Source organism: Desulfobacter sp. (assembly GCA_028768525.1).
In the GTDB taxonomy this organism is placed as follows: domain Bacteria; phylum Desulfobacterota; class Desulfobacteria; order Desulfobacterales; family Desulfobacteraceae; genus Desulfobacter.
This window is the reverse complement of record CP054837.1, coordinates 4786513-4805650: the sequence shown is the minus strand read 5'-3', so window position 1 is coordinate 4805650 and position 19138 is coordinate 4786513. Positions and strand designations below refer to the sequence as shown.

Annotated in this window: 20 protein-coding genes; 9 read left to right on the top strand and 11 right to left on the bottom strand. The window is 53.7% G+C overall.

The annotated features are described in order from the left end of the window. Positions 1 to 21 precede the first annotated feature (21 nt). Entirely contained in the window at positions 22 to 1098 is a 1077-nt protein-coding gene (locus HUN04_21160; GenBank protein ID WDP92092.1) for a nickel-dependent hydrogenase large subunit, read from the top strand. A 24-nt stretch (positions 1099 to 1122) separates the two neighbouring features. Further along, positions 1123 to 1482 carry a 4Fe-4S binding protein gene (locus HUN04_21155; GenBank protein WDP92091.1) on the top strand — a complete coding sequence of 120 codons (360 nt, stop codon included), beginning with the start codon at positions 1123 to 1125 and terminating at the stop codon, positions 1480 to 1482. 79 nt (positions 1483 to 1561) lie between these two features. On the opposite strand, the gene cobB is transcribed toward HUN04_21155, so the two are convergent. From cobB to HUN04_21130, 5 genes are all read right to left on the bottom strand, one after another. After that, positions 1562 to 2974: a hydrogenobyrinic acid a,c-diamide synthase (glutamine-hydrolyzing) gene (cobB, locus tag HUN04_21150; protein ID WDP92090.1), complete on the bottom strand. Its 1413-nt coding sequence runs from the start codon at positions 2972 to 2974 to the stop codon at positions 1562 to 1564. Between the two features lie 24 nt (positions 2975 to 2998). Further along, the gene (locus tag HUN04_21145) at positions 2999 to 3256 is read right to left on the bottom strand and encodes a dissimilatory sulfite reductase-asociated protein DsvD (protein WDP92089.1); all 258 of its coding nucleotides are present in this window, start codon (positions 3254 to 3256) and stop codon (positions 2999 to 3001) included. A 91-nt stretch (positions 3257 to 3347) separates the two neighbouring features. Continuing rightward, positions 3348 to 4496, bottom strand: coding sequence for a dissimilatory-type sulfite reductase subunit beta (gene dsrB / locus HUN04_21140; protein ID WDP92088.1), 1149 nt, complete (start codon positions 4494 to 4496; stop codon positions 3348 to 3350). A 15-nt stretch (positions 4497 to 4511) separates the two neighbouring features. Continuing rightward, positions 4512 to 5837, bottom strand: a complete 1326-nt coding sequence (gene dsrA / locus HUN04_21135) for a dissimilatory-type sulfite reductase subunit alpha (GenBank protein WDP92087.1) — start codon at positions 5835 to 5837, stop codon at positions 4512 to 4514. A 351-nt stretch (positions 5838 to 6188) separates the two neighbouring features. After that, the gene (locus HUN04_21130; protein ID WDP92086.1) at positions 6189 to 6860 is read right to left on the bottom strand and encodes a tetratricopeptide repeat protein; all 672 of its coding nucleotides are present in this window, start codon (positions 6858 to 6860) and stop codon (positions 6189 to 6191) included. A 208-nt stretch (positions 6861 to 7068) separates the two neighbouring features. Between HUN04_21130 and dapA the strand changes: the two genes are divergently transcribed. Next, on the top strand, positions 7069 to 8103 hold the full coding sequence (dapA, locus tag HUN04_21125) for a 4-hydroxy-tetrahydrodipicolinate synthase (GenBank protein WDP92085.1): 1035 nt from the start codon (positions 7069 to 7071) through the stop codon (positions 8101 to 8103). Between the two features lie 131 nt (positions 8104 to 8234). On the opposite strand, the gene HUN04_21120 is transcribed toward dapA, so the two are convergent. Further along, positions 8235 to 9065, bottom strand: a complete 831-nt coding sequence (locus tag HUN04_21120) for a YkgJ family cysteine cluster protein (GenBank protein ID WDP92084.1) — start codon at positions 9063 to 9065, stop codon at positions 8235 to 8237. 211 nt (positions 9066 to 9276) lie between these two features. Here HUN04_21120 and galU point away from each other — a divergent pair, with 211 nt between their 5' ends. Continuing rightward, positions 9277 to 10152 carry a UTP--glucose-1-phosphate uridylyltransferase GalU gene (galU, locus tag HUN04_21115; GenBank protein WDP92083.1) on the top strand — a complete coding sequence of 292 codons (876 nt, stop codon included), beginning with the start codon at positions 9277 to 9279 and terminating at the stop codon, positions 10150 to 10152. Here the strand turns inward: galU and HUN04_21110 are convergent. The 3 genes from HUN04_21110 to HUN04_21100 are packed head-to-tail and all read right to left on the bottom strand — an operon-like array spanning position 10149 to position 14405. Then, entirely contained in the window at positions 10149 to 10751 is a 603-nt protein-coding gene (locus HUN04_21110; GenBank protein ID WDP93358.1) for a lytic transglycosylase domain-containing protein, read from the bottom strand. The genes galU and HUN04_21110 overlap by 4 nt on opposite strands. After that, positions 10741 to 11127: a hypothetical protein gene (locus HUN04_21105; protein WDP92082.1), complete on the bottom strand. Its 387-nt coding sequence runs from the start codon at positions 11125 to 11127 to the stop codon at positions 10741 to 10743. Before HUN04_21105 ends, HUN04_21110 begins: the two co-directional genes overlap by 11 nt. 29 nt (positions 11128 to 11156) lie before the next feature. Further along, positions 11157 to 14405, bottom strand: a complete 3249-nt coding sequence (locus HUN04_21100; protein ID WDP92081.1) for a UvrD-helicase domain-containing protein — start codon at positions 14403 to 14405, stop codon at positions 11157 to 11159. Positions 14406 to 14525: 120 nt separating this feature from the next. Between HUN04_21100 and HUN04_21095 the strand changes: the two genes are divergently transcribed. Further along, the gene (locus HUN04_21095) at positions 14526 to 15488 is read left to right on the top strand and encodes a thioredoxin family protein (protein WDP92080.1); all 963 of its coding nucleotides are present in this window, start codon (positions 14526 to 14528) and stop codon (positions 15486 to 15488) included. Positions 15489 to 15502: 14 nt separating this feature from the next. On the opposite strand, the gene HUN04_21090 is transcribed toward HUN04_21095, so the two are convergent. Then, a complete protein-coding gene (locus HUN04_21090; GenBank protein WDP92079.1) occupies positions 15503 to 15688 on the bottom strand; it encodes a hypothetical protein in 186 nt (61 codons plus the stop codon). A gap of 28 nt (positions 15689 to 15716) precedes the next feature. Next, complete coding sequence (locus HUN04_21085) at positions 15717 to 15875, bottom strand: copy number control protein (protein ID WDP92078.1); 159 nt, start codon at positions 15873 to 15875, stop codon at positions 15717 to 15719. Positions 15876 to 16143: 268 nt separating this feature from the next. Between HUN04_21085 and HUN04_21080 the strand changes: the two genes are divergently transcribed. From HUN04_21080 to HUN04_21065, 4 genes are all read left to right on the top strand, one after another. Then, complete coding sequence (locus HUN04_21080; protein ID WDP92077.1) at positions 16144 to 16602, top strand: tautomerase family protein; 459 nt, start codon at positions 16144 to 16146, stop codon at positions 16600 to 16602. Position 16603: 1 nt separating this feature from the next. After that, a complete protein-coding gene (locus HUN04_21075) occupies positions 16604 to 17062 on the top strand; it encodes a cupin domain-containing protein (GenBank protein WDP92076.1) in 459 nt (152 codons plus the stop codon). Between the two features lie 96 nt (positions 17063 to 17158). After that, a complete protein-coding gene (locus HUN04_21070; GenBank protein WDP92075.1) occupies positions 17159 to 17509 on the top strand; it encodes a cupin domain-containing protein in 351 nt (116 codons plus the stop codon). A 1-nt stretch (position 17510) separates the two neighbouring features. Further along, positions 17511 to 19133 carry a hypothetical protein gene (locus HUN04_21065; GenBank protein WDP92074.1) on the top strand — a complete coding sequence of 541 codons (1623 nt, stop codon included), beginning with the start codon at positions 17511 to 17513 and terminating at the stop codon, positions 19131 to 19133. Positions 19134 to 19138 lie beyond the last annotated feature (5 nt).

Below are 19138 nucleotides of genomic sequence, written 5' to 3'. Positions count from 1 at the left end.
AAAATAATCGGAAAAACCCATATGTCTACAACCATTGTACCATTCGGTCCCCAGCACCCTGTGCTGCCGGAACCCATCCACCTCTCTTTGACAGTGGAAGATGAAATTGTAAAAGAGGCCGTCCCCGCTCTGGGCTACGTCCACCGCGGGCTTGAAAAACTGGCAGAGAAACGGGACTATCACCAGATGATTCAGGTGGTGGAGCGGGTCTGCGGCATCTGTTCAATGATGCACGCCATGTGTTACTGCGAAGGTTTGGAAACGCTGATGAATGTCCAGGTTCCCCGCCGAGCCCAATACCTCAGGGTCATCTGGGCAGAGCTTCATCGCATGCACAGCCATCTGCTCTGGCTGGGCCTCTATGCCGATGCCTTTGGCTTCGAATCCGTATTCATGCAGTTCTGGAAAATACGGGAAAAAATCATGGACATCAACGAAGCCACCGCCGGCAACCGGGTGATCGTTTCTGTAAACAAGGTGGGAGGCGTCCGCCGGGACCTCACTCCCTCCCAATGCCAGTGGATCCTTGATGAACTCAAAGCGGTGGAAAAGGGCATGATAGAGCTTCAGTCCACCATGCTCAACAACTACACCGTTAAAAAACGGACCGTGGGGAAAGGGATTCTCACCAAAGAGATGGCCTATGAGCTGGGGGCGGCAGGTCCCACCCTCAGGGCATCGGGTATCGCGCAGGATATGCGCCAGCTTGAATATGAGGCCTTTGACGCACTGGACTTTGAGCCGGTGGTTGAAACAGCGGGAGACTCCTACGCCCGGGGCGTGGTCCGTTTCAGGGAAACCCTTCAGTCCATCGACCTGGTCCGCCAGGCCATTGCCGGCCTGCCCAAGGGCGATACCTTTGCCAAGGTAAAAGGCAACCCCGAAGGTGAACTGACCCTGCGGATGGAGCAGCCCAGGGGGGAATGCATGTACTATATTAAAGCCAACGGTACAAAATTTCTGGACCGCCTGCGCATCCGAACCCCCACCTTTGCCAATATTCCCCCCCTGGCCGCCATGCTGCCCGGGATTGAACTGGCGGACGTACCTGTGGTGGTTCTTTCCATTGACCCGTGCATCAGCTGCACAGAACGATAACCCCTCGATAAACGGATCCATGAAATGATAAAAAATATATTTAAAAATTTTGTATCCAAAAGCGCCACCCGGGCCTACCCCATTGAGGTGAGGCCGGGTTTTAAGAACGCCAGGGGAGAACTGGACAACAAGGTGAGGGAATGCACCCTCTGCGGCCTTTGTGCAAGGAAATGCCCATCCCAGTGTATTACCGTATCACGCAAGGAGAAAATATGGGAATTCAACCCCTTTGCCTGTGTGTACTGCGGTATCTGTGTGGAGGCCTGCCCCCAGGGCTGCCTGATCCATTACAACGTACACAAAAAGCCGGTCAGGGAGAAAGCCGCCACGGTGTTGGCCAAGGACGAATCCCCTAAACTGAAGGTGCTATCCCAGCCGGCCTGACACCCTGACCTGAGCGGTATAGCCGGGCGCCTTATCCGGGGCAGGGCCAACCCTGCCCCGAACTCCTATTTGGGGGCAATCATTTTCGAGAAGCGTTGAAGGCCACGGCCTTATTTACGAGGGCTGGGGCCCAGGAGGGTGATCCAAGAGCGTGGATGTGGGTATAGGTGCCAAAGGTATTATCCCTGAAAAATCCATCCTTTTTCTCCAGGATGCCTTTGCCCCGCTCCATCCGGAAGGCCATATCTTCGTTTTTGTAGTCAATGGAAAGGATTCTGGAGTATCTGAACTCATGCCCTCTCAGGACCTCCCCGCAGCTGTAGAAGGGATTTTCGTGAACCACTTCCACTTCGGTATACCCGTGCCCCTGGGGCTTTCTGGAAAGGCCGAACCTTACCGGCAGAATGCCGGACATGGGATAGACCCTGCCTTTGAGTTCAATGCTTTCGCCAAGGAAAATCAAGCCGCCGCACTCTGCATAAATGGGAAGTCCTTTCCGGGACAGGGCCTTTAAATTCTCCCGGAAGGAATTGTTGCCTGCAAGCTGGGCCGCATGGGTTTCCGGGAACCCGCCCCCCATATAAATAGCGTCCACATCGGGAATGGTATCCTGTGCCAGGGGGCTGATATAGACGATATCGGCACCGAGATGTTCCAGAGCGTCGATATTATCAGGATAGTAAAACTGGAAGGCAGAATCCCTCACCACCCCGATGGTCACCCTCTTCTCGGTCCGAGGTTCAGTCCGAGGACCAACTGTATCAACAATAGGGCGATTAGAGGTGTCGCAGGCGTCTCTCACCGCCTGATAAAGTCCGTCGAGGTCGATGTGCTTTGACGCCACCACCTCGGCGTCTTCCAGTGCCTTTCCGGAGAATCCGTGTTCTTCCGAGGTAACCAGCCCCATGTGCCGTTCAGGGAAATCTTCTTTTTTCAGCTTGGGCAGGGCGCCGAACACCGGTATATCGCAGAACCGTTTTATATTGGTCCTAACCTTTAGTTCATGGCGCTTCCCGGCCACCCGGTTAAGAACGACCCCGCAGATATTGATTTCAGGATCGAAATGCATGCACCCCATGAGCAGGGCCGCCATGGTCCGGGTGCTTTTGGTGCAGTCCAGCACCAGGAGCACCGGCAGATTAAGCAGCTTGGCCAGTTCAGCGGTGGAGGTGGACCCGTCGGTATCAATACCGTCGTATAGGCCGCGATTACCTTCAACCACTGCGATATCAAAATTTTGGGTATGTTTGAGGTAGGAGTCCCGGACCACCTCTGTCTCGCAAAGATAGGTGTCCAGGTTGTAGCAGGGGTGGCCGGCTGCCTTTGACAGCCAGCCGGCGTCAATATAATCAGGCCCCTTTTTAAATGGTGAGACCTTTATATTTTTAGCTTTCCATGCTGCAGTTATCCCAAGGGATATTATTGTTTTGCCAGAACCACCCCTGAGCCCGGCAATAACAACTCCAGGGACGTTTTCCCAACTGTTTGTCATGAAACTAACGCTTTTTTGAAACGATTATTCTTCACCCTCGGAAGAGTGCTGGATGCCAGCCCCCTTGAGGCCGTACATGGTAGTGGATCCGGAAGACCAGAATTCCAGGATTTCGTCTTCCACCATCTTGTTGACAACCTTTTTGATCATTCTGGGTTTGTCGTCGGGGAAAATTTTATAGAAATCTTTGATGTAGAATTTGGTTTTGGTTTTGGATTTTTTTTCCAGCCACGCAACAACCGCTTTCTCTGCTTCTTCTTTGTTGTCCAGAAGTTCGCTCATGAGTATTCTCCTTTGGTTAAATCAGATGAGCCGGAGAACACGAATGCGCTCCGGCTCATCCTCATATTAACTACAGATAATCAAATTCTAATTAGAATTTGAACTGAGTGGACTGACGCCAGCTCATGTAAGCCTGCTGACGGAAATCGTCAATCAGGTGATGGGTGAAGTCAAGTTCACAAACTTCAAAGAATTTTTCCCATCCGATTCTCTCAGCCCAGTCGCCCAGACGTTCGTACTTGTTGGCACCGGAGGCATAGGCTTCAACCATTCTTGTGATGGCTGCAGTCATGGACGGCCAGCGGGGCATTTCGTTGGGCAGGAAGCCAACGACAACTTTGGAGAACTTGGGATCGGAAATTCTGTTGGACACCTTACCGCCTGCCATCAGAACAATACCGTCACCTTCGGTGTCGGCCAGAGGCATGGAGGGGCACATGGTGTAGCAGTTACCGCAGTACATGCAGCGTTCGTTTTTAACGGCAACAGATTTTACTTCAGTACCATCGGCCAGAGTCTGTTTGGACGGTTTGATGGCTGCGGTGGGGCAGGCAGAAACGGCCAGCGGAATTTCGCAGACCTTGTCCAGGTACTCATGGTCCAGCATGGGGGGTTTTCTGTGGTAACCCAGGATGGCGATGTCAGAGCAATGTACAGCACCGCACATGTTCAGACAGCAGGCCATGGAAACGCGCAGCTGAGCCGGCAGTCTCATATCCTGGAAATCGCTGAACAGAGCGTCCATGGTAGCCTTTACGGTACCGGAAGCGTCGGTTGCGGGGGTATGGCAATGAATCCAGCCCTGGGTGTGAACAATATTGGTCACGCCGGCACCGGTACCGCCGATGGGGAACTTGAAGGATCCGCCGTCGAACTTTCTGGAAGCCAGTTCGGTTTTCAGGGGTTCCAGTTTGTCCTTGGAATCAACCATGAACTCAACGTTGTTTCTGGTGGTGAAACGAACGTAGCCGTCACAGTGTTTGTCAGCAATGTCGCAGATCTCATTGATCAGAGAGGTGGACATCAGACGGGCACCGCCGACTCTGACAGTGTATACTTCGTCTCCGGACTCGGCAACGTGTACCAGTACGCCGGGTTCCAGGATTTCATGGTGAGACCATTTACCCTGGTTTTTCGCAATTACAGGAGGATAGAATTCGTTATAGTCCCGGGGACCGATGTCAGTGATTCTGTTTTCCATCGGTTTGTCTGGATTATAACCAGTAGAAATAAAAGCCATTATGATTCTCCCTTTCTATCTAAGATGGTGTTTTCTGTATTCGTCGACATCACGTTCCCAGCCGCCCTCTACTTCGTCTTCTTTCCAGAAGATGTAGGGGTTGGTTCTGGGATATGCAACGTGCTGGGGCTGGGGCTCAATACCGGTCACTTCCAGAAGTTTCTGGAAACCCTGGCGCATAATCAGCTCGCCAAGACGTTCACGGTTTTTACCTTCTTCCATCCACCAATCCCAGATATTTTCAATGACTTCAGTGATTTCTTCATAGTCATTATCGGCATCGGCTTTAACAAAGGGAACCAGGAGGGAACCCATCTGGGCACCGTCGAGGATGGGTGCTTTTGCACCAACCAGAATGGACAGACCTCTGTCATCACCGATTTTCAGAGCGCGCGGCATAACGTTGATGCAGTGCATGCAGCGGGTGCAGTTGGCGTTGTCAATGGTCAGTTTGTTATTTTCATACTTCATGCACTTGGTGGGGCAGAGTGCAAGCACTTCTTTTTCCAGGTCAAATGCACCCCAGTCTTTGCCTTTGTGGGCACCGGCGTTTGCAGGATATGCAGCATCGTTTTCAACATATTTTGCAACAGCATCCTGGTCGATTTTGATATCATCTCTCCAGGTACCGATGAAGGACATGTCGGAACGTGCGATAGAAGCAACGCAGCAGTTGGGGCAACCGTCAAATTTGAACTTAAATTTGTAGGGGAATGCCGGACGGTGGAGCTCATCCTGATATTCATTGGTCAGGAAGTGGCAGAGTGCTGAAGTGTCGTAGCAGGAGTATTCACATCTGGAAGTACCCAGGCAGTTGGCAGGGGTTCTCAGGTTGGAGCCGGAGCCGCCGAGATCCTGGTTCATGTCATGGGTCAGTGTGTGGAATACTTCTTCCAGCTGAGGAGTAGTGGTACCCAGCAGGATGATGTCACCAGTTGCGCCGTGCATGTTGGTAACACCGGAACCCCGGAAATCCCAGAGGTCCATCAGTTCTCTCAGGTAAGAAGTTTTATAGTATTTGCCAGCAGGCTGGTTAACACGCATGGTGTGAAAATGCTCAACACCAGGAAAAAGTTCAGGCTGGTCACAGTACCGGCCGATAACACCGCCGCCGTAGCCGAATACGCCTACGATGCCGCCGTGTTTCCAGTGGGTCCTGCCGTGTTTGTAAGAAAGTTCCACAACTCCCAGAAGATCGTCAACGCAATCCACAGGAATCTGGTATTCTACGCCTTTTTCGTTTTTAGCCCTGACCTCAGCCTGGTGTTTCAGGTCAGAGACGAAGCTAGGCCACGGACCGGATTCCAACTGGTCCAGTAAAGGAGTTTCATGCTTAGCCATTTACTTACCTCCGTTATAAAGTTAAAGTACATTCAACAATGAAAAGGTTTTCCAACTTTCCATTAAAAGTCCGATCACTTGTCATTTCAAAAGCTTATATACCAAAAGCTTTTCAATCTAAAAACAACTTAAGCAAAATAACATTAGCTGATATAGAATTTCTGCCTGCACATGTCAATAAAAATCCGAAAGGGGCCCGTATTTAAACAAATCCCGGATCTAAACCGTTACCGGCAAGCTTTCTGTCATGATTTTTTAAGCACTCCCCATGGCGGAAAATAATGCCTAAAAAAGGCCCGGCATTTTCATACCGGGCCTGGCGTACTCTAGGGATATCCTGAGAGATCCGGATCATGATCTGTGGGCGGCCAGTTCATCCAGAAGATCCTGGGCCACTTCATACCCGAGCTCAACAGCCTTGTCACAGTGTTCAAGGGCTTTGGCATAGTTCTCTTTCTCAAGGTAGGCCACGGCAAGATTATTGTGGGCGATGGGAAACTCGGCTACAATCTGCAGGGCTTCTTCATTGGCCTTAATGGCCTCATCCAGCAGTCCTTTCATAAAATAGGCCGTTCCCAGGGTGGTATAGGCCTGAACAAAATACTTATTATGGACGATGGACTTTCTCAGGTGCTTAATGGCCTTGTCCAGTTTTTCTCCATCTTCCTTTTCATCCTTGCCGTCAATGAGCTGCAACATGACAAAGGCCATGTTGGCATATCCTTCGGCAAATCCCGCCCTGGCCCGGGTGGCCTGCAGGTTAAACCGGTAACAGCCTTCCAGATCCCCGCGCTGGAGACAGATCCCCCCCAGCTGCACATAGGCTTCGGCCAGGGAGGGGCTGCAGTCAATGGCATCATGCAGGGATTTTTCCGCCTCGGCAAACTCTTGTTTCCCCAGGAGGGCGACGGCCAGGTTGTAATGGGTTGTTCCGCACTCGTTGTTTTGGACCAGTGCGTTCCGGAGGTTGGCAATATGTTCGTCTGCATTTTTGGGCAGGTTGGGATTCTGGGGCTGGGACATATATAACTCCTCGATTATTTATCGTTTTATATATTGTTTTTCGGTTAAAATCTTATATAATAGTCCACTCGGCCCAGGTGTCAAGGTCTTTAAGTCTTGCCCGAAGCAATAATATCACTTGAAGCCTCCCCCCAAACTGTGATAGCACCTGGATTTGGCCGGCCCATTACAGGGCATCTTAAGATTAACACTCAGGAGTTTTTAAATTATGGAACAAGGATGCTACACTGCACTCGTCACCCCGTTTACCGATGCGGGCGAACTGGACCGGGACGGTCTGGCACAGCTCATCGATTTCCAGATGGAAAACGGCATCACAGGAATTCTTGCCACCGGCACCACAGGCGAAAGCCCCACTTTTAAGTGGAAAGAGCATGATCTGGTCATTGCCCTTACCGCCAAACAGACCAAAGGCAAGTGCAAGTGTATCGCAGGAACAGGCTCCAATAACACGGCCGAGGCAATCACCGCCACCGGCCATGCCGCCAGCGAAGGGGTGGACGCTGTTCTTCTGGTGGATCCTTATTACAACGGCCCTTCTTCCCTGGAAATCCGGAGGGAATACTACGAGATTGTAGCCGGTGAATACAAAGACCTGGATATCATACCTTATATAATCCCCGGCCGTACCGGCGCCCAGATGCTCCCCCAGGACCTGGCCATCCTGGCAAAGAACTACCCCAACGTCTCTTCCGTAAAAGAGGCCACGGGCAATATGGATAATATGCGCCTGACCCGGAAACTCTGCGGGAAGGACTTTAACATCCTTTCCGGCGACGACGCCCTGGTGTACACCCTGATGACCGCATCCGATATCGGATGCTGCGGTTCCATCTCAGTCATGTCCAACCTGGCGCCGGGCTTCATGACACAAATGGTGACCCTGCTCAACCAGGGCAAAACCGATGAGGCCCTGAAAATCCAAACCGCCTTAAAACCGCTGCTGGACCTGGTCGTCATCACCACCCAGGAAGAAAGCGAATTCGGGCCGGTTTCCTGCCGGGCCAGGAACCCTCTGCCCCTGAAAACCATGATGCAGATCCTGGGGATGCCCTCAGGCCCATGCCGCCCCCCCCTCGGAAAAATGACCCGCAAGGGGTTTGACATGGCCCTGGCGGCGCTGAAGCAGGTCCAGGCACAGACCCCTGAAATTCTTGCACCCATCAGCCGGTTTTTTGGAATTGATATTGATGAAAAACTGAATGATGAGGCGGCCCACAAAGCGTTCTGGTATGAGTATTAGCAGCAACAGCTGACAGGTTTCCGCCCCCTTAAAATAGAGGAGGCCTCACGGCCTCCCCCTCTCACACAATAAAAGGGGAGAAACGGCAGTCGCCGCTCTCCCCTTTTTCTTTTGCTTGACTATCTTGTGCCTTATTCTTCAGCGGCCTCCTGTTTGGCCTTGAAATTCTCCTGGCCGGTCTGGAAAAAGGTGGCTTTCAGCCATTCAAACCCAAACTGGAGCAGCTTAACGTCATCGGCCTTGATTTCGGCAATCCTTTCTTCCGGAAACTCGTACCGGGTCAGGAAACTGGACTCAAAGACAAACCGTTTGAACTTATCGATGTTGTAGCAGACCATGAAGAACATCTGTTTGGCCTGCTCAGACAATTGCATGCTGGGGGGCAGGGATTTTTTACGGACCATGAGGTCCAGCCAGCCTTCATTGACTTCGTCCCGCAGGTCCACCCCCTGGTCTTCCCGCCATTCGGCCACGGTCCATTCCTTATCCTCTTCAAAACCTTTGCAGTGGGTTTCTTTAATGGTAAAAAAGAAATCGTCCTTTTCACCCTTCTCACCGGAGTAGCTCAAGGAGCCCACACCCAGGGGATAGTAACGGCAGGTTGTGGGACGCTGTTCATAGATCACACAGCCGTCCTCGTCATCCACAAAGGGACAGGAATTGCGCTCGTCGTCCAGCAGCTTCAGGGTGACAACAGGCATATCCGCTTTTTCCAGAATCTGGGGCTCGGTGAAGATGGCCAGGAATTTCTCGGAATCCATCTCCAGCTTTTCGCGCATGGTCAGGATATCATAGGGGGTGAGCATGATATTGATGCCCCGGCAGCAGTCGGTAAAACAGCTTACACCCTTGTGGCATTTAAACCGGAAGCGGCTTTTCAGGGAAAGCTGTTCCGGGGGAATTTCTGCAGAATTCTGCACATCGGCGGCCGGATTCTGATCGGCCTGATTATTTTCAGTCATTATATTTCCTCATCATTTTATAACGCATCATTCAAAGTTTTGGACTATACCGAAATAACATAATGATGTCAATCGGATAGACCGCCGCATTGAAACACAGGCCGTTTCAGGATTTTCCCTTGAAAAAAAATAAGTTTGACATCACCGTCATTCCTTTTTAAAAAGTCAGAATCATTCAATTTACCCATATCCAAGCATTCAAGGAGCGGTTATGAAAGTAAAAAAAGCGGTTTTTCCGGTGGCGGGCCTGGGCACCCGGTTTATTCCGGCCACCAAGGCCATGGCCAAGGAGATGCTCCCGGTGGTTGACAAGCCCATCATCCAGTATGCGGTTGAAGAGGCGTTTGAGGCGGGCATCGAACAGATCATCTTTGTCACCGGCCGGGGAAAGAAAGCCCTGGAAGACCATTTTGACCGCAGCGTTGAAATCGAATCCACCCTGGAAGCCAGGGGAAAAACCGAATTGCTCGAACAAATCAGAGAACTGGTCCCCAGAACCGGTACCATTGTCTACACCCGGCAGCATGAACCTCTGGGGCTGGGACATGCCATCTGGTGTGCCCGGGACATTGTGGGGGACGAACCCTTTGCGGTCCTCCTGGCCGATGACCTGATCCAGACACACGGCAAGCCGGTTCTCAAGGAAATGGTGGAAAAATTCGACCGGTTCCGGGCCTCCATCGCCGCGGTCATGGAGGTGGAAAAAAACCAGACCGACAAATACGGTATTCTGGATGCGGCGCCCATTGAAGCGGACATGGTAAAGGTCAATGACATGATCGAAAAACCCCGCCCGGATGAAGCCCCCTCCAACCTGGCCATTGTGGGACGCTATATCCTCACCCCCAGAATCTGGGAATACCTGGGAAAAAAAGAAGCCGGGGCCGGCGGGGAAATCCAGCTCACCGACGCCATGAAAAAACTGCTTTCGGAGCAGCCCGTCTTCGGTTACAAATTCAAGGGGACCCGGTTCGACTGCGGGGACAAGGCCGGATTCCAGATGGCCAACCTGGCCTATTCACTGGAACGGCCGGATTTAAGAGACAAGCTTATCGACTTTATCAAAGAGATTCAAAAAGATTTTTAGGTTCTTTTATAATGCGCGTAAAAGGACATGACCTTCTGCACATAATCCTGGGTCTCCTTGAAGGGGGGGATCCTGCGGTACCGGTCCACGGCCGTGGGGCCGGCATTGTAGGCGGCCAGGGCCAGGGCCAGTTTCCGGTCATAGCGGGTGAGCAGCCGGCTCAGATACCGGGTGCCGCCCATGATATTCTGGGAGGGGTCAAAGGGATTGGAAATATTCAGGGCCCGGTCGTTTTCAGGCATGATCTGCATCAGCCCCCGGGCGCCCTTTTTTGATACCGCCCTGGGATTGAAATCGGATTCCGCCTTGATCACGGCCTTTATCAGGGCCGTATCCACACCGTAGGCCCGGCCCGCCCGTTTGATGATGTGGTCGTAGACTTTTGGCGATGACCGGAGCCGTTTTTTCGAGGGCCTGGGCTTCTCCCGCATGTAGAGGACAAACCCTTCCGAGGTGGGCGTATTGGTAAAATGCACCACCCCGTTGGAATCTATATATTTATAGATATGGGCCGGGGCCGCGAGGGGCCACACCAGACATATCACCGCCAGCCACCCGGGAATCAGCCGGCCGGCCAAGGGAAAGCGCCTATTTGTTATTCCGCTTCTCAATCCTTTCCCTGTACTCCTTTAAGACCAGCTTTTCGGGAAACTGGGGTTTGGCCACATACTGGCCTGTATTTTCCAGGAAGGTGTTTACCAAATTCTCAAGCACCTCATCCTTTTCATGAGCCATGATCATGTTCCGCTCCACCTTGTATTGGTAGACAATGGGGGACCCCAGGGTTTCAAGCACATCTCCGAAAGTCTCATCGTCCAGCTGCCCGTCTGCAAACAATGATTTCACCACGGGGATCTCCATTTTTGCCGTCATGATCACCACATAGGCATCAGCTCCGATTTTCCTGGAATCATCAAAAATGTCAAGGGTATGGTTATTTTTAAGTTCGATTCTTTTATAGGGTGTTTTTTCCATATTCAACTATTTCTTCTTTCAATCCGCTGTTAAAACAGTTCCAGCTGAATTTCCGTTCGTTTCTTTAGCCGACCTTTTTTCATTTTATCGTACCGGGCCAGCTCCCTTTCAATATCATCAATAAAACAGGAGCGTTCCCGTTTTTTTTCAAGGCCGAATATGCGTCTTTTTTGGGCATATGTCAAACAAAGAATATCCATGGCACGGGTCATGGCCACATAAAAGAGGCGGCGCTCCTCTTCCAGATCCTCCACTTTTTTCCCGTCCCGGGCATAGGGCACCATACCGGTTTCACAGCCGGTGACAAAAACCACCGGGAATTCCAGCCCCTTGGCCGCATGCATGGTCATCAGCGACACCTTTTCCACCTTCCGGTCCAGTAGATCCTGGTCCTGGTCCAGGCGCAGGGCGTCCAGCAGTTCGCCGGGGACCGGCCAGGTCCCGGCCAGGTCCGTCAGCCGTTTCCAGGCAGCGGACAGGCTCTCTTTTTCCCTGAGCCGGGGGCCCAGGTCCAGAAGGCCGGAAATATCCGACAGCAGTTCAGCGCTCGTCCGCCCCTCCACCGCCCGGGGCAGCGCCACCTTAACCAGCGCCTCATCCTCCCCGGTTCCCCGGTTCAGCATCAGCCGGAGGGCTGCCAGCGCCTCCTTTACCCCCGCCATATGCGCCCAGTTTTCCCGGTCCGCCGTCTGGAAGGGGATGCCGGCCTTTTCAAAGGCGCGGACAAAGGCCTCACACTGCCGCCGGGTCCGGTAAAGCACGGCAAAATCGGAAAACGCATATTCTTTCCCGGCATCGGGGTTCAGGCTGCCGTCCCTGCCCGAATCCATGGACAGAAAGGAAAGGCCCCCCACAAGATCCTCAATCATCCGTCCCACGGCCACGGCTTCGGCATTTTCCGTGGTGCTCTCCTTGATCACCACCTGCTGGGCATTGTCCACGGTGGAATAGATCTTTCTATCCTCGTTGACCCCATTGCCGGTTTTTCTGGCGTCTTTTGTGGTGATCATCTGGAATGATGCATCCAGAATGGTCTGGGTGGACCGATAGTTCCGTTTCAGCCTAATCTGCCGGCACTGAGGATAATCATCGGAAAACCGGTTGAAAAACCGATTGTCCGATCCCCGGAACCCGTAAATGGACTGATCCGGGTCCCCAATGACCAGGATGCGGCTTTCGGCGGCCAGGAGTTTCACCAGTTCATACTGGCCCAGGTTGAGGTCCTGGTATTCATCCACAAAAAGATGGGAAAACCGCTGGCGGATCCGGCTGAGGATTTCCGGTTCACCCATGAGCATTCTGTAGCATTCAAAGATCAGATCCTCGAAATCCGCCAGTGCCCTTTCCCGGCAGATACCGTCATAGGCCCGGTAGAGATCCGCCAGGATTCCGGCCGACTCTGCCGCCACACCGGCCAGGTCGTCCTCCGGCCCCAGGAACTGCTGCTTGGCCAGGGAAATCCAGTTGTCCATCTGCCTCAGTACTTTTTTGGAGGGCCTGGCCCCCTCTGTGCCCATACCGGATTCGGCGGCCAGTCCAAGAATCTCCATGCGCAGTTCATCTTCCATGAGCCCCCGGCTGAACCCGGCATATTCCTTCAGCATCTTAAGGCAGAACCCGTGGAAGGTGGCGGCCAGTACCGGCTCACCTTCCCGGGGCATAAAGGTGTCAATGCGCAGGGACAATTCCCTGGCCGCCTTATTGGTAAAGGTCAGGGCCAGGATATGGCCGGGATCTACATTCTGTTTTGAAACCAGCCAGGCGATCCTGGCCGTCAATGTCCGGGTCTTGCCTGTACCCGGGCCGGCCTGGATGAGTACGGCCCGGTCTTTGGCTGTCACGGCCTTTTCCTGCTCCGGGTTCAACCCCTCCAGCAGCCCTTTGGGGCCGGCGGGTAGCTGTGCAGCCGGTTTTGTCTTTTTCAATGTCACCCGAGGGGCGGCTGTTTTCTCTTTTGCCTTTACCGCTGTCTTTTCCTTTTTGGGCAGGGTAAAAAGCAGATTTTTTTCCCCACGGATCTCCTCTTTTTCCTCCCGGGTGAACAGGGCCACCTTACCGTACTCCCCGTCAAACCCCGGGGCAATGTGCAGGTCGCCGGACCGCATCTTTTTTACGGCCTCGGCCAGCAGGGGCACCCCGCCCCCGTCAATCTCACCAATAGGCATTTCAGTGAGGATCTCCAGCTCCGATCCCAGCGCTTCGACAGCCTTGTTGTAATATCCGGTCACCTTCTTGGTCTTTGGCCCCACCTCGAAAATTTCAGAAAGGATGTCAGCCAAAGGGACAATATAGGTATAGGGATGGCGGTTTTCAGGCAGATACCCTTCCGGGCGCCCGGCCAGTTCCCTGACCCTGTAGAGCACTCCCAGGGTCAGGGGACGTCCGCATTCAGGACAGATGCCGCCCAGTTCGGCCGTTTCATCTGGGTTCAGCCGCACACGGCACTTGCGGTGGCCGTCATAATGGTACTTGCCCTGGTCCGGGTACATATCCAGGGTGCCCCGGTAGGCGGAGAGGTTACGGGTTTCAAGGGCACGGCGCACCGCCCCAAAGGATAAATCCGTATCAAAGACCGAGGCGTTTCTTCCCAGATACCCAGGGGAATGGGCATCGGAATTGGAGATCAGCCGGACATGGTCCAGGCCCTTTACCCGCCAGTTCATGGGCGGGTCCGAGGACAGCCCGGTCTCACAGGCAAAAATATGGTGGCTCAGATCCCCGAAGCATTCTTCAATACTGTCGAACCCGGACTTGGAGCCTAACATGGAGAACCAGGGGGTCCAGATATGGGCCGGTACAAAAAAACCAGCCTCAGAGGTCTCCAGCATGATTTCCAGCAGATTCCGGGCATCCAGTCCAAGGATGGGCCGGCCGTCGGACTTGATATTGCCGATGGCATCCAGCCTGGCGTTGAATTTCTTGGCGGTTTCCATATCCGGCAGGTAGATAAGATTGTGGTTCTTCCGGACCCGGCCTTCTTTTTTATAGATATTGGAAATTTCCGACTGGAGAATAAACCGCACCTCCCGCCGGCAGGAGGGGGGGACAGTCAAATCAATGGTGTCGGCGATTTCCTTTTTCAGGGAAAAGAGCCCGGGTTCGGTTTCTTCAAGCTTTTCTTCCAATTCCGCCATCCAGGCCGGATGGGTAAAATCGCCGGTGCCCACCAGGGAAATCCCCTTTATCTGAGCGGCATGGTAAAGATTTTCCAGGTCCAGGTTCTTGGCCGTGGCCCGGGAATATTTGGAATGGATATGCAGGTCCGCAATAAATCTCATCTTTTTTTGCCTATTGTCTAAGTCTTATTTTCGAAATTATTTACATGATTTCCCCTTAATTTAAAAGCGGGTTTCTGATAAAGGATGGAAAAACCGTAATCGCTTACAGGAGTTGAAACAATGGACAAGGCTGCCCGGCAGATCATTAAAGACTGGCAAGGAACTGGCAACACCGTCACCATACTGGCATCGGACCACCCCGAACAGAAGACCTTCACCAAGTTTGCCGAAGCCTGGTCGGCCCTCTCCACAGGCCTGAATTGGAAAACAGGGGCCACGGCATCAGAACTGCCCGGATTCGCCCTGCAGCCCAATATCATTTATTCGGCCCTGCCCATGGAAAGGGAGCTGTCACCCTTTTTAAAGGGCCTTGAAACCATCGCTGCCCAGCGCCCCCTGCCGGATGCCGTCAGGGCACTCCTGGAGCAGGTCCGGCGGCCCGTCAGGCTCACTTTATACATTGCCCTGCAATGCCCCCACTGCCCGGTGATGGTGGACACCCTCATCCCCCTGGCCGCAGCCTGCGATATGATACACCTCCACATCATCGACGGGTCCCTGTTCACGGAAAATGCCCGAAACGACAAGGTCATGTCCGCCCCCTGCCTCCTCCTGGATAATGATTTCAGGTGGACCGGCGCGGTGTCCGAAACAGAAATTCTTTCCATGATACTGAACCGGGACCCATCCAGTTTAAGCACGGCAACCCTGAAAAATATACTGGAAGAGGGGAATGCGGACTGGATCACCCAGGAGATGATACGGGCGGGGAAAATTTTCAATGGATTTGCAGGGCTGCTGCTCCACGATACCTGGTCGGTGCGGCTGGGGGCCATGGTGGTGGTGGAGGCCCTTGCGGAGCAGGCCCCTGACCTGGGACTGACCCTGGCCCCGGTACTCATGGATGAATTTGAGACAAAAGAGATTCCCGCCCAGGGGGATATCCTCTATGCCCTGGGGGAAATCGGAAACCTTGAAACAAAGGCATGGATAGCCCAACAATTATCCCGTCTTGAACATGAAGATCTCAAAGATGCGGCACAGGATGCACTGGATGCCATTGAATCAAGGTTTTCAGGTTAAGGCGGACATGACGATTACTCCGTTTCAGTAACGGCCAGGGCCTGGATCCGCTCACGTGCGGCCATGACCACATTGTCGTCCTCGTCCTTTTCAATGATCTGTTCCAGCAATTTTAAATCGGTTGTGTGGCCAATGAATTTAATCCGCACCTTGGGATTGGAATGCAGATATTTGGGAACAAAAAAATCTGAAAAACGCATGGCACCCTCCTTATGACATAAAATTGTATCACAAGGGATCAGATGCTTTCTCCACATATTTCCTGATCAGTTCTACAGTGACCTCTCCCATGGTCCGTCCCTGCTTTACCGCCGTTAGCTTGAATTCTTTATGAAGATGTTCCGGCATCCTTAACGTTAACTGTTTCGTCTTGTTTTTTTCGCCCATAAACCCCTCGTGGCTGTTCTATCCTGGATCATTATCCTGACCGGATATTCATCTGATCCCTACCTTGATTCCCATAAAGACATAAAGATGTCTAAATGTCAAGGTAGAAACATGGCCCACACAGCAATAATGAACGGTGGCCAGGCCCCGGGCGGCCCCATGGCAGGCCTCTGCCTTTTATGCAAAAGACGTTGTCCCCTTTTTCCATGAGTTTTCAGCCGCCCTGATTTATGATATGAGGGACAAAAAACAACGGAGAAAAACGACCATGCCCCATATCATTGTCAAATTGTACGCCGGAAGAACCGAAGAACAGAAAAAAGCCCTCACAGGGAAACTGGTCCGGGATGTCATAGACCATACAGGCTGCAGCGAAACTGCTGTTTCAGTGGCCTTTGAAGAATACGCTCCCGAAGACTGGCCCGAGCAGGTATACAAAAAGGACATCCTCAACGGCTCGGGGAAATTATACAAATCCCCGGGGTACGACCCCTTTGCCGAAGACCAGGGTCCAACAGAAAGCCAGGACCTCATGGCCTTTGTCCGGGGTGCCTCGGAACGGGCCGCCATGGCAGACGAGTCCGGCATGTTCAACCCCATGTCCTGGCTGGACCTGGAGCTTGAAGACAGTCCCGGCACATTTGATCCCTGCTTCGACACCCCCTGGAACGAATTGTCCGACAATGAAAAGACGGAGCGGATGAAAGCAATCCGGAGGGTGCTTTAGAATGGATGCACTCATCGAGAAATACGGGCTTTCCCCCCACCCCGAGGGCGGATATTACCGGGAAATCTACCGGTCGGACCTGGAAATCGACTCTCCTGCGGCAGAAGCTCGGCGCAGTGCTGCCACCCATATCTATTTCATGCTCACCGCCGGCCAGTTCAGCCGCTTTCACCGGGTGGTCCACGATGAACTCTGGCATTTCTACCAGGGGGATCCCCTCACCCTGATCCGGTTTGACGGCAGTACCGTCACAAGGGAAACCATCGGGCCGGGCCGGGCCTACATGTCCGTGGTGCCCGGCGGCGCCTGGCAGGCCGCGGAGAGCACCGGGACATACAGCCTGGTGGGGTGCACCGTTGCCCCGGGATTTGATTTCAAGGATTTTTCCTTTCTGTCAGAGGCTCCCGGCGATCTGGAACGCTTGAAAACCGAGGCTCCGTATATGGAGCGGTTCATCTAACAGCGTCCGGAAAAGCGCCCATTGACAACCCGGCTTTAGGCCGCATACTTTAAAGTATATTTACACACTGACCATTCTTGCCCAAGGAGAAAAGCCATGAAAATCATCCATTATAAGGATATCCCCCCCATTGCAATGAATAACGACCAGGTCAAAAATGTGGCCGGCAGGGTCATGCTCGGCAAAGAGGACGGGGCAGAAAATTTCTGCATGCGCCGTTTTGAAATCGGCCCGGACGGCTTCACCCCCAGGCACAGCCACGACTGGGAACACGAGGTATGGGTGCTGGCGGGGGAAGGCGAAGTCTTCATCGACGATACCTGGCATTCCCTCAAGCCGGACACCGCAGTGTTCGTCCCCCCCAATATCGACCACCAGTTCAGAAACAACTCAGGCGCGCCGTTTTCCTTTCTCTGCCTGGTGCCGTCCAATGCCCCGGAAATCTAACATGGCCCCCAGGACCTGCGTCACCCCCGAAGGCCGGTTTGCGGTGGGACTTCACGCCCCCGAATTTGAAGTGGAGAACCTCAGGGAAAACACCACCATCGCCCGGCTGGGTGCGCTGCCCGACGGCCGCCCCATGGAAAACCGGACCAATTTTCCCCCATCCTCGGTAAAAGAGGCAAAGGCCGACCGGATTTATGAAATCGCCAATGCCTTCCCCTTCCGGGGCACCACCTTCATCAACTCCGCCTGGGCCGACCGCAAGGCAGGCCGCCCAGAGGCGGTGGCCCTGCCACCGAAACCGGCCTGTTCCCTCACCAATAGCCTGAATCAATGGCTGGAAAAAACAGGTAAAAGCACGGAACAGCCCCCCCCCATCCTGGATCTGCTGCCCCGGCCCATGGTGCTGGCCCTGGCCCAGGCATCGACAGATCCCGGGGAACTGGCAGCCCTGGCGGCAAAATCCTGCACCCTGTGTTTTGATGACGGCCCTGAAAATCCGCCCACCGGGGTGGCCTTCAAAGAAATAGCACCGGGGAAACACCTGCCGGAGATCCACGACCACGACCTGTATGATATTCTGGGCAATAACCCGGCCCTGCCAGACGCCTATAAAGAGGTCATGGTGCTGCGCCCCGGCATCCAGGGGAACAGCGAAATTGTCGGCGAGGCCAGCGCCGGCACCCATGTATTTGAATACCTGAGGCGCAACTCCTATATCCCCTGGGGACATTTTGCATCCAATATGGCCAACGACCGCATCCGGTACCGGACCCGGGACCTGACGCTGGAAGATATGGCCGGCATCCGCCACCTGTACTACCAGCGGGTCTATGTCCGCACCGCCCGGCAGTTGGGTATGGACCTGCCCGTTTCGGGACGCCCGCTCACCCAAGGGGAATTGGAAACCCTGCGCCTGGGAATCTGTGCGGTTTTGGCCGAAGGCAAAGGCAGGGGGATATTCTTTGATGCGGCCCTGTGGGGGTGGAATTTCGGATTCGGATTCGCCCAGTCCGGCCACCGCCTCCATGCCTCCCACCAGATGATCCACCAGCAGAACGCCATGGTCCCCAGGACGGTCACAGACACCATGGGCAATCCCTATGATTGTTTTTCCTGCGGGGACCTGGTCACCGATTTTATCCGTGAATTCAAAGCCGCCCACGGCAGGGAGTTTTTTCCGGCCTACCTGGAAGCCGTCCGTACCAACGAAAGGACCGACGGACGAAAAGACAAGCCGTCCTCCCTCATTGTCTATGAGGATGACAAGGTGATTCTCTTTGCCCCCAAGGCCCAGGTCAGCGAATGGGAGCTTGCACTCATGCCCAAAACCCCCTGCGCCCATGTTCTGGCCCTGGACACGGATACCCGGAGAAGCGTGGACGTTGCCATGCTCACGGCGGTGCAGGCCCTGGAATCCCTGGGGGCAGACATGATCACCAGCGTCGAATTTTCGGGCCGGTTCAGCGGTCCCGGCCACGGCCAGCACCTGGTCTATTCATTCATCCCGCGGCTGCCCTATGCCCCGGGCACCTTTTCCGAGGCCCAGCTTCGGTGGATCACCGGGTGCTACCCTGAGGACGTTGCCGCGGCCTGCCGGCAGGCAATCGCCGCCGGCCCCGCCTAAGGAGG

What these genes read in the sequence shown, in the direction of transcription:
- HUN04_21160 (WDP92092.1), top strand. Translation starts at nt 22, where the DNA reads ATGTCTACAACCATTGTACCATTCGGTCCCCAGCACCCTGTGCTGCCG.
- HUN04_21155 (WDP92091.1), top strand. Translation starts at nt 1,123, where the DNA reads ATGATAAAAAATATATTTAAAAATTTTGTATCCAAAAGCGCCACCCGG.
- cobB (WDP92090.1), bottom strand. Translation starts at nt 2,974, where the DNA reads ATGACAAACAGTTGGGAAAACGTCCCTGGAGTTGTTATTGCCGGGCTC.
- HUN04_21145 (WDP92089.1), bottom strand. Translation starts at nt 3,256, where the DNA reads ATGAGCGAACTTCTGGACAACAAAGAAGAAGCAGAGAAAGCGGTTGTT.
- dsrB (WDP92088.1), bottom strand. Translation starts at nt 4,496, where the DNA reads ATGGCTTTTATTTCTACTGGTTATAATCCAGACAAACCGATGGAAAAC.
- dsrA (WDP92087.1), bottom strand. Translation starts at nt 5,837, where the DNA reads ATGGCTAAGCATGAAACTCCTTTACTGGACCAGTTGGAATCCGGTCCG.
- HUN04_21130 (WDP92086.1), bottom strand. Translation starts at nt 6,860, where the DNA reads ATGTCCCAGCCCCAGAATCCCAACCTGCCCAAAAATGCAGACGAACAT.
- dapA (WDP92085.1), top strand. Translation starts at nt 7,069, where the DNA reads ATGGAACAAGGATGCTACACTGCACTCGTCACCCCGTTTACCGATGCG.
- HUN04_21120 (WDP92084.1), bottom strand. Translation starts at nt 9,065, where the DNA reads ATGACTGAAAATAATCAGGCCGATCAGAATCCGGCCGCCGATGTGCAG.
- galU (WDP92083.1), top strand. Translation starts at nt 9,277, where the DNA reads ATGAAAGTAAAAAAAGCGGTTTTTCCGGTGGCGGGCCTGGGCACCCGG.
- HUN04_21105 (WDP92082.1), bottom strand. Translation starts at nt 11,127, where the DNA reads ATGGAAAAAACACCCTATAAAAGAATCGAACTTAAAAATAACCATACC.
- HUN04_21100 (WDP92081.1), bottom strand. Translation starts at nt 14,405, where the DNA reads ATGAGATTTATTGCGGACCTGCATATCCATTCCAAATATTCCCGGGCC.
- HUN04_21095 (WDP92080.1), top strand. Translation starts at nt 14,526, where the DNA reads ATGGACAAGGCTGCCCGGCAGATCATTAAAGACTGGCAAGGAACTGGC.
- HUN04_21090 (WDP92079.1), bottom strand. Translation starts at nt 15,688, where the DNA reads ATGCGTTTTTCAGATTTTTTTGTTCCCAAATATCTGCATTCCAATCCC.
- HUN04_21085 (WDP92078.1), bottom strand. Translation starts at nt 15,875, where the DNA reads ATGGGCGAAAAAAACAAGACGAAACAGTTAACGTTAAGGATGCCGGAA.
- HUN04_21080 (WDP92077.1), top strand. Translation starts at nt 16,144, where the DNA reads ATGCCCCATATCATTGTCAAATTGTACGCCGGAAGAACCGAAGAACAG.
- HUN04_21075 (WDP92076.1), top strand. Translation starts at nt 16,604, where the DNA reads ATGGATGCACTCATCGAGAAATACGGGCTTTCCCCCCACCCCGAGGGC.
- HUN04_21070 (WDP92075.1), top strand. Translation starts at nt 17,159, where the DNA reads ATGAAAATCATCCATTATAAGGATATCCCCCCCATTGCAATGAATAAC.
- HUN04_21065 (WDP92074.1), top strand. Translation starts at nt 17,511, where the DNA reads ATGGCCCCCAGGACCTGCGTCACCCCCGAAGGCCGGTTTGCGGTGGGA.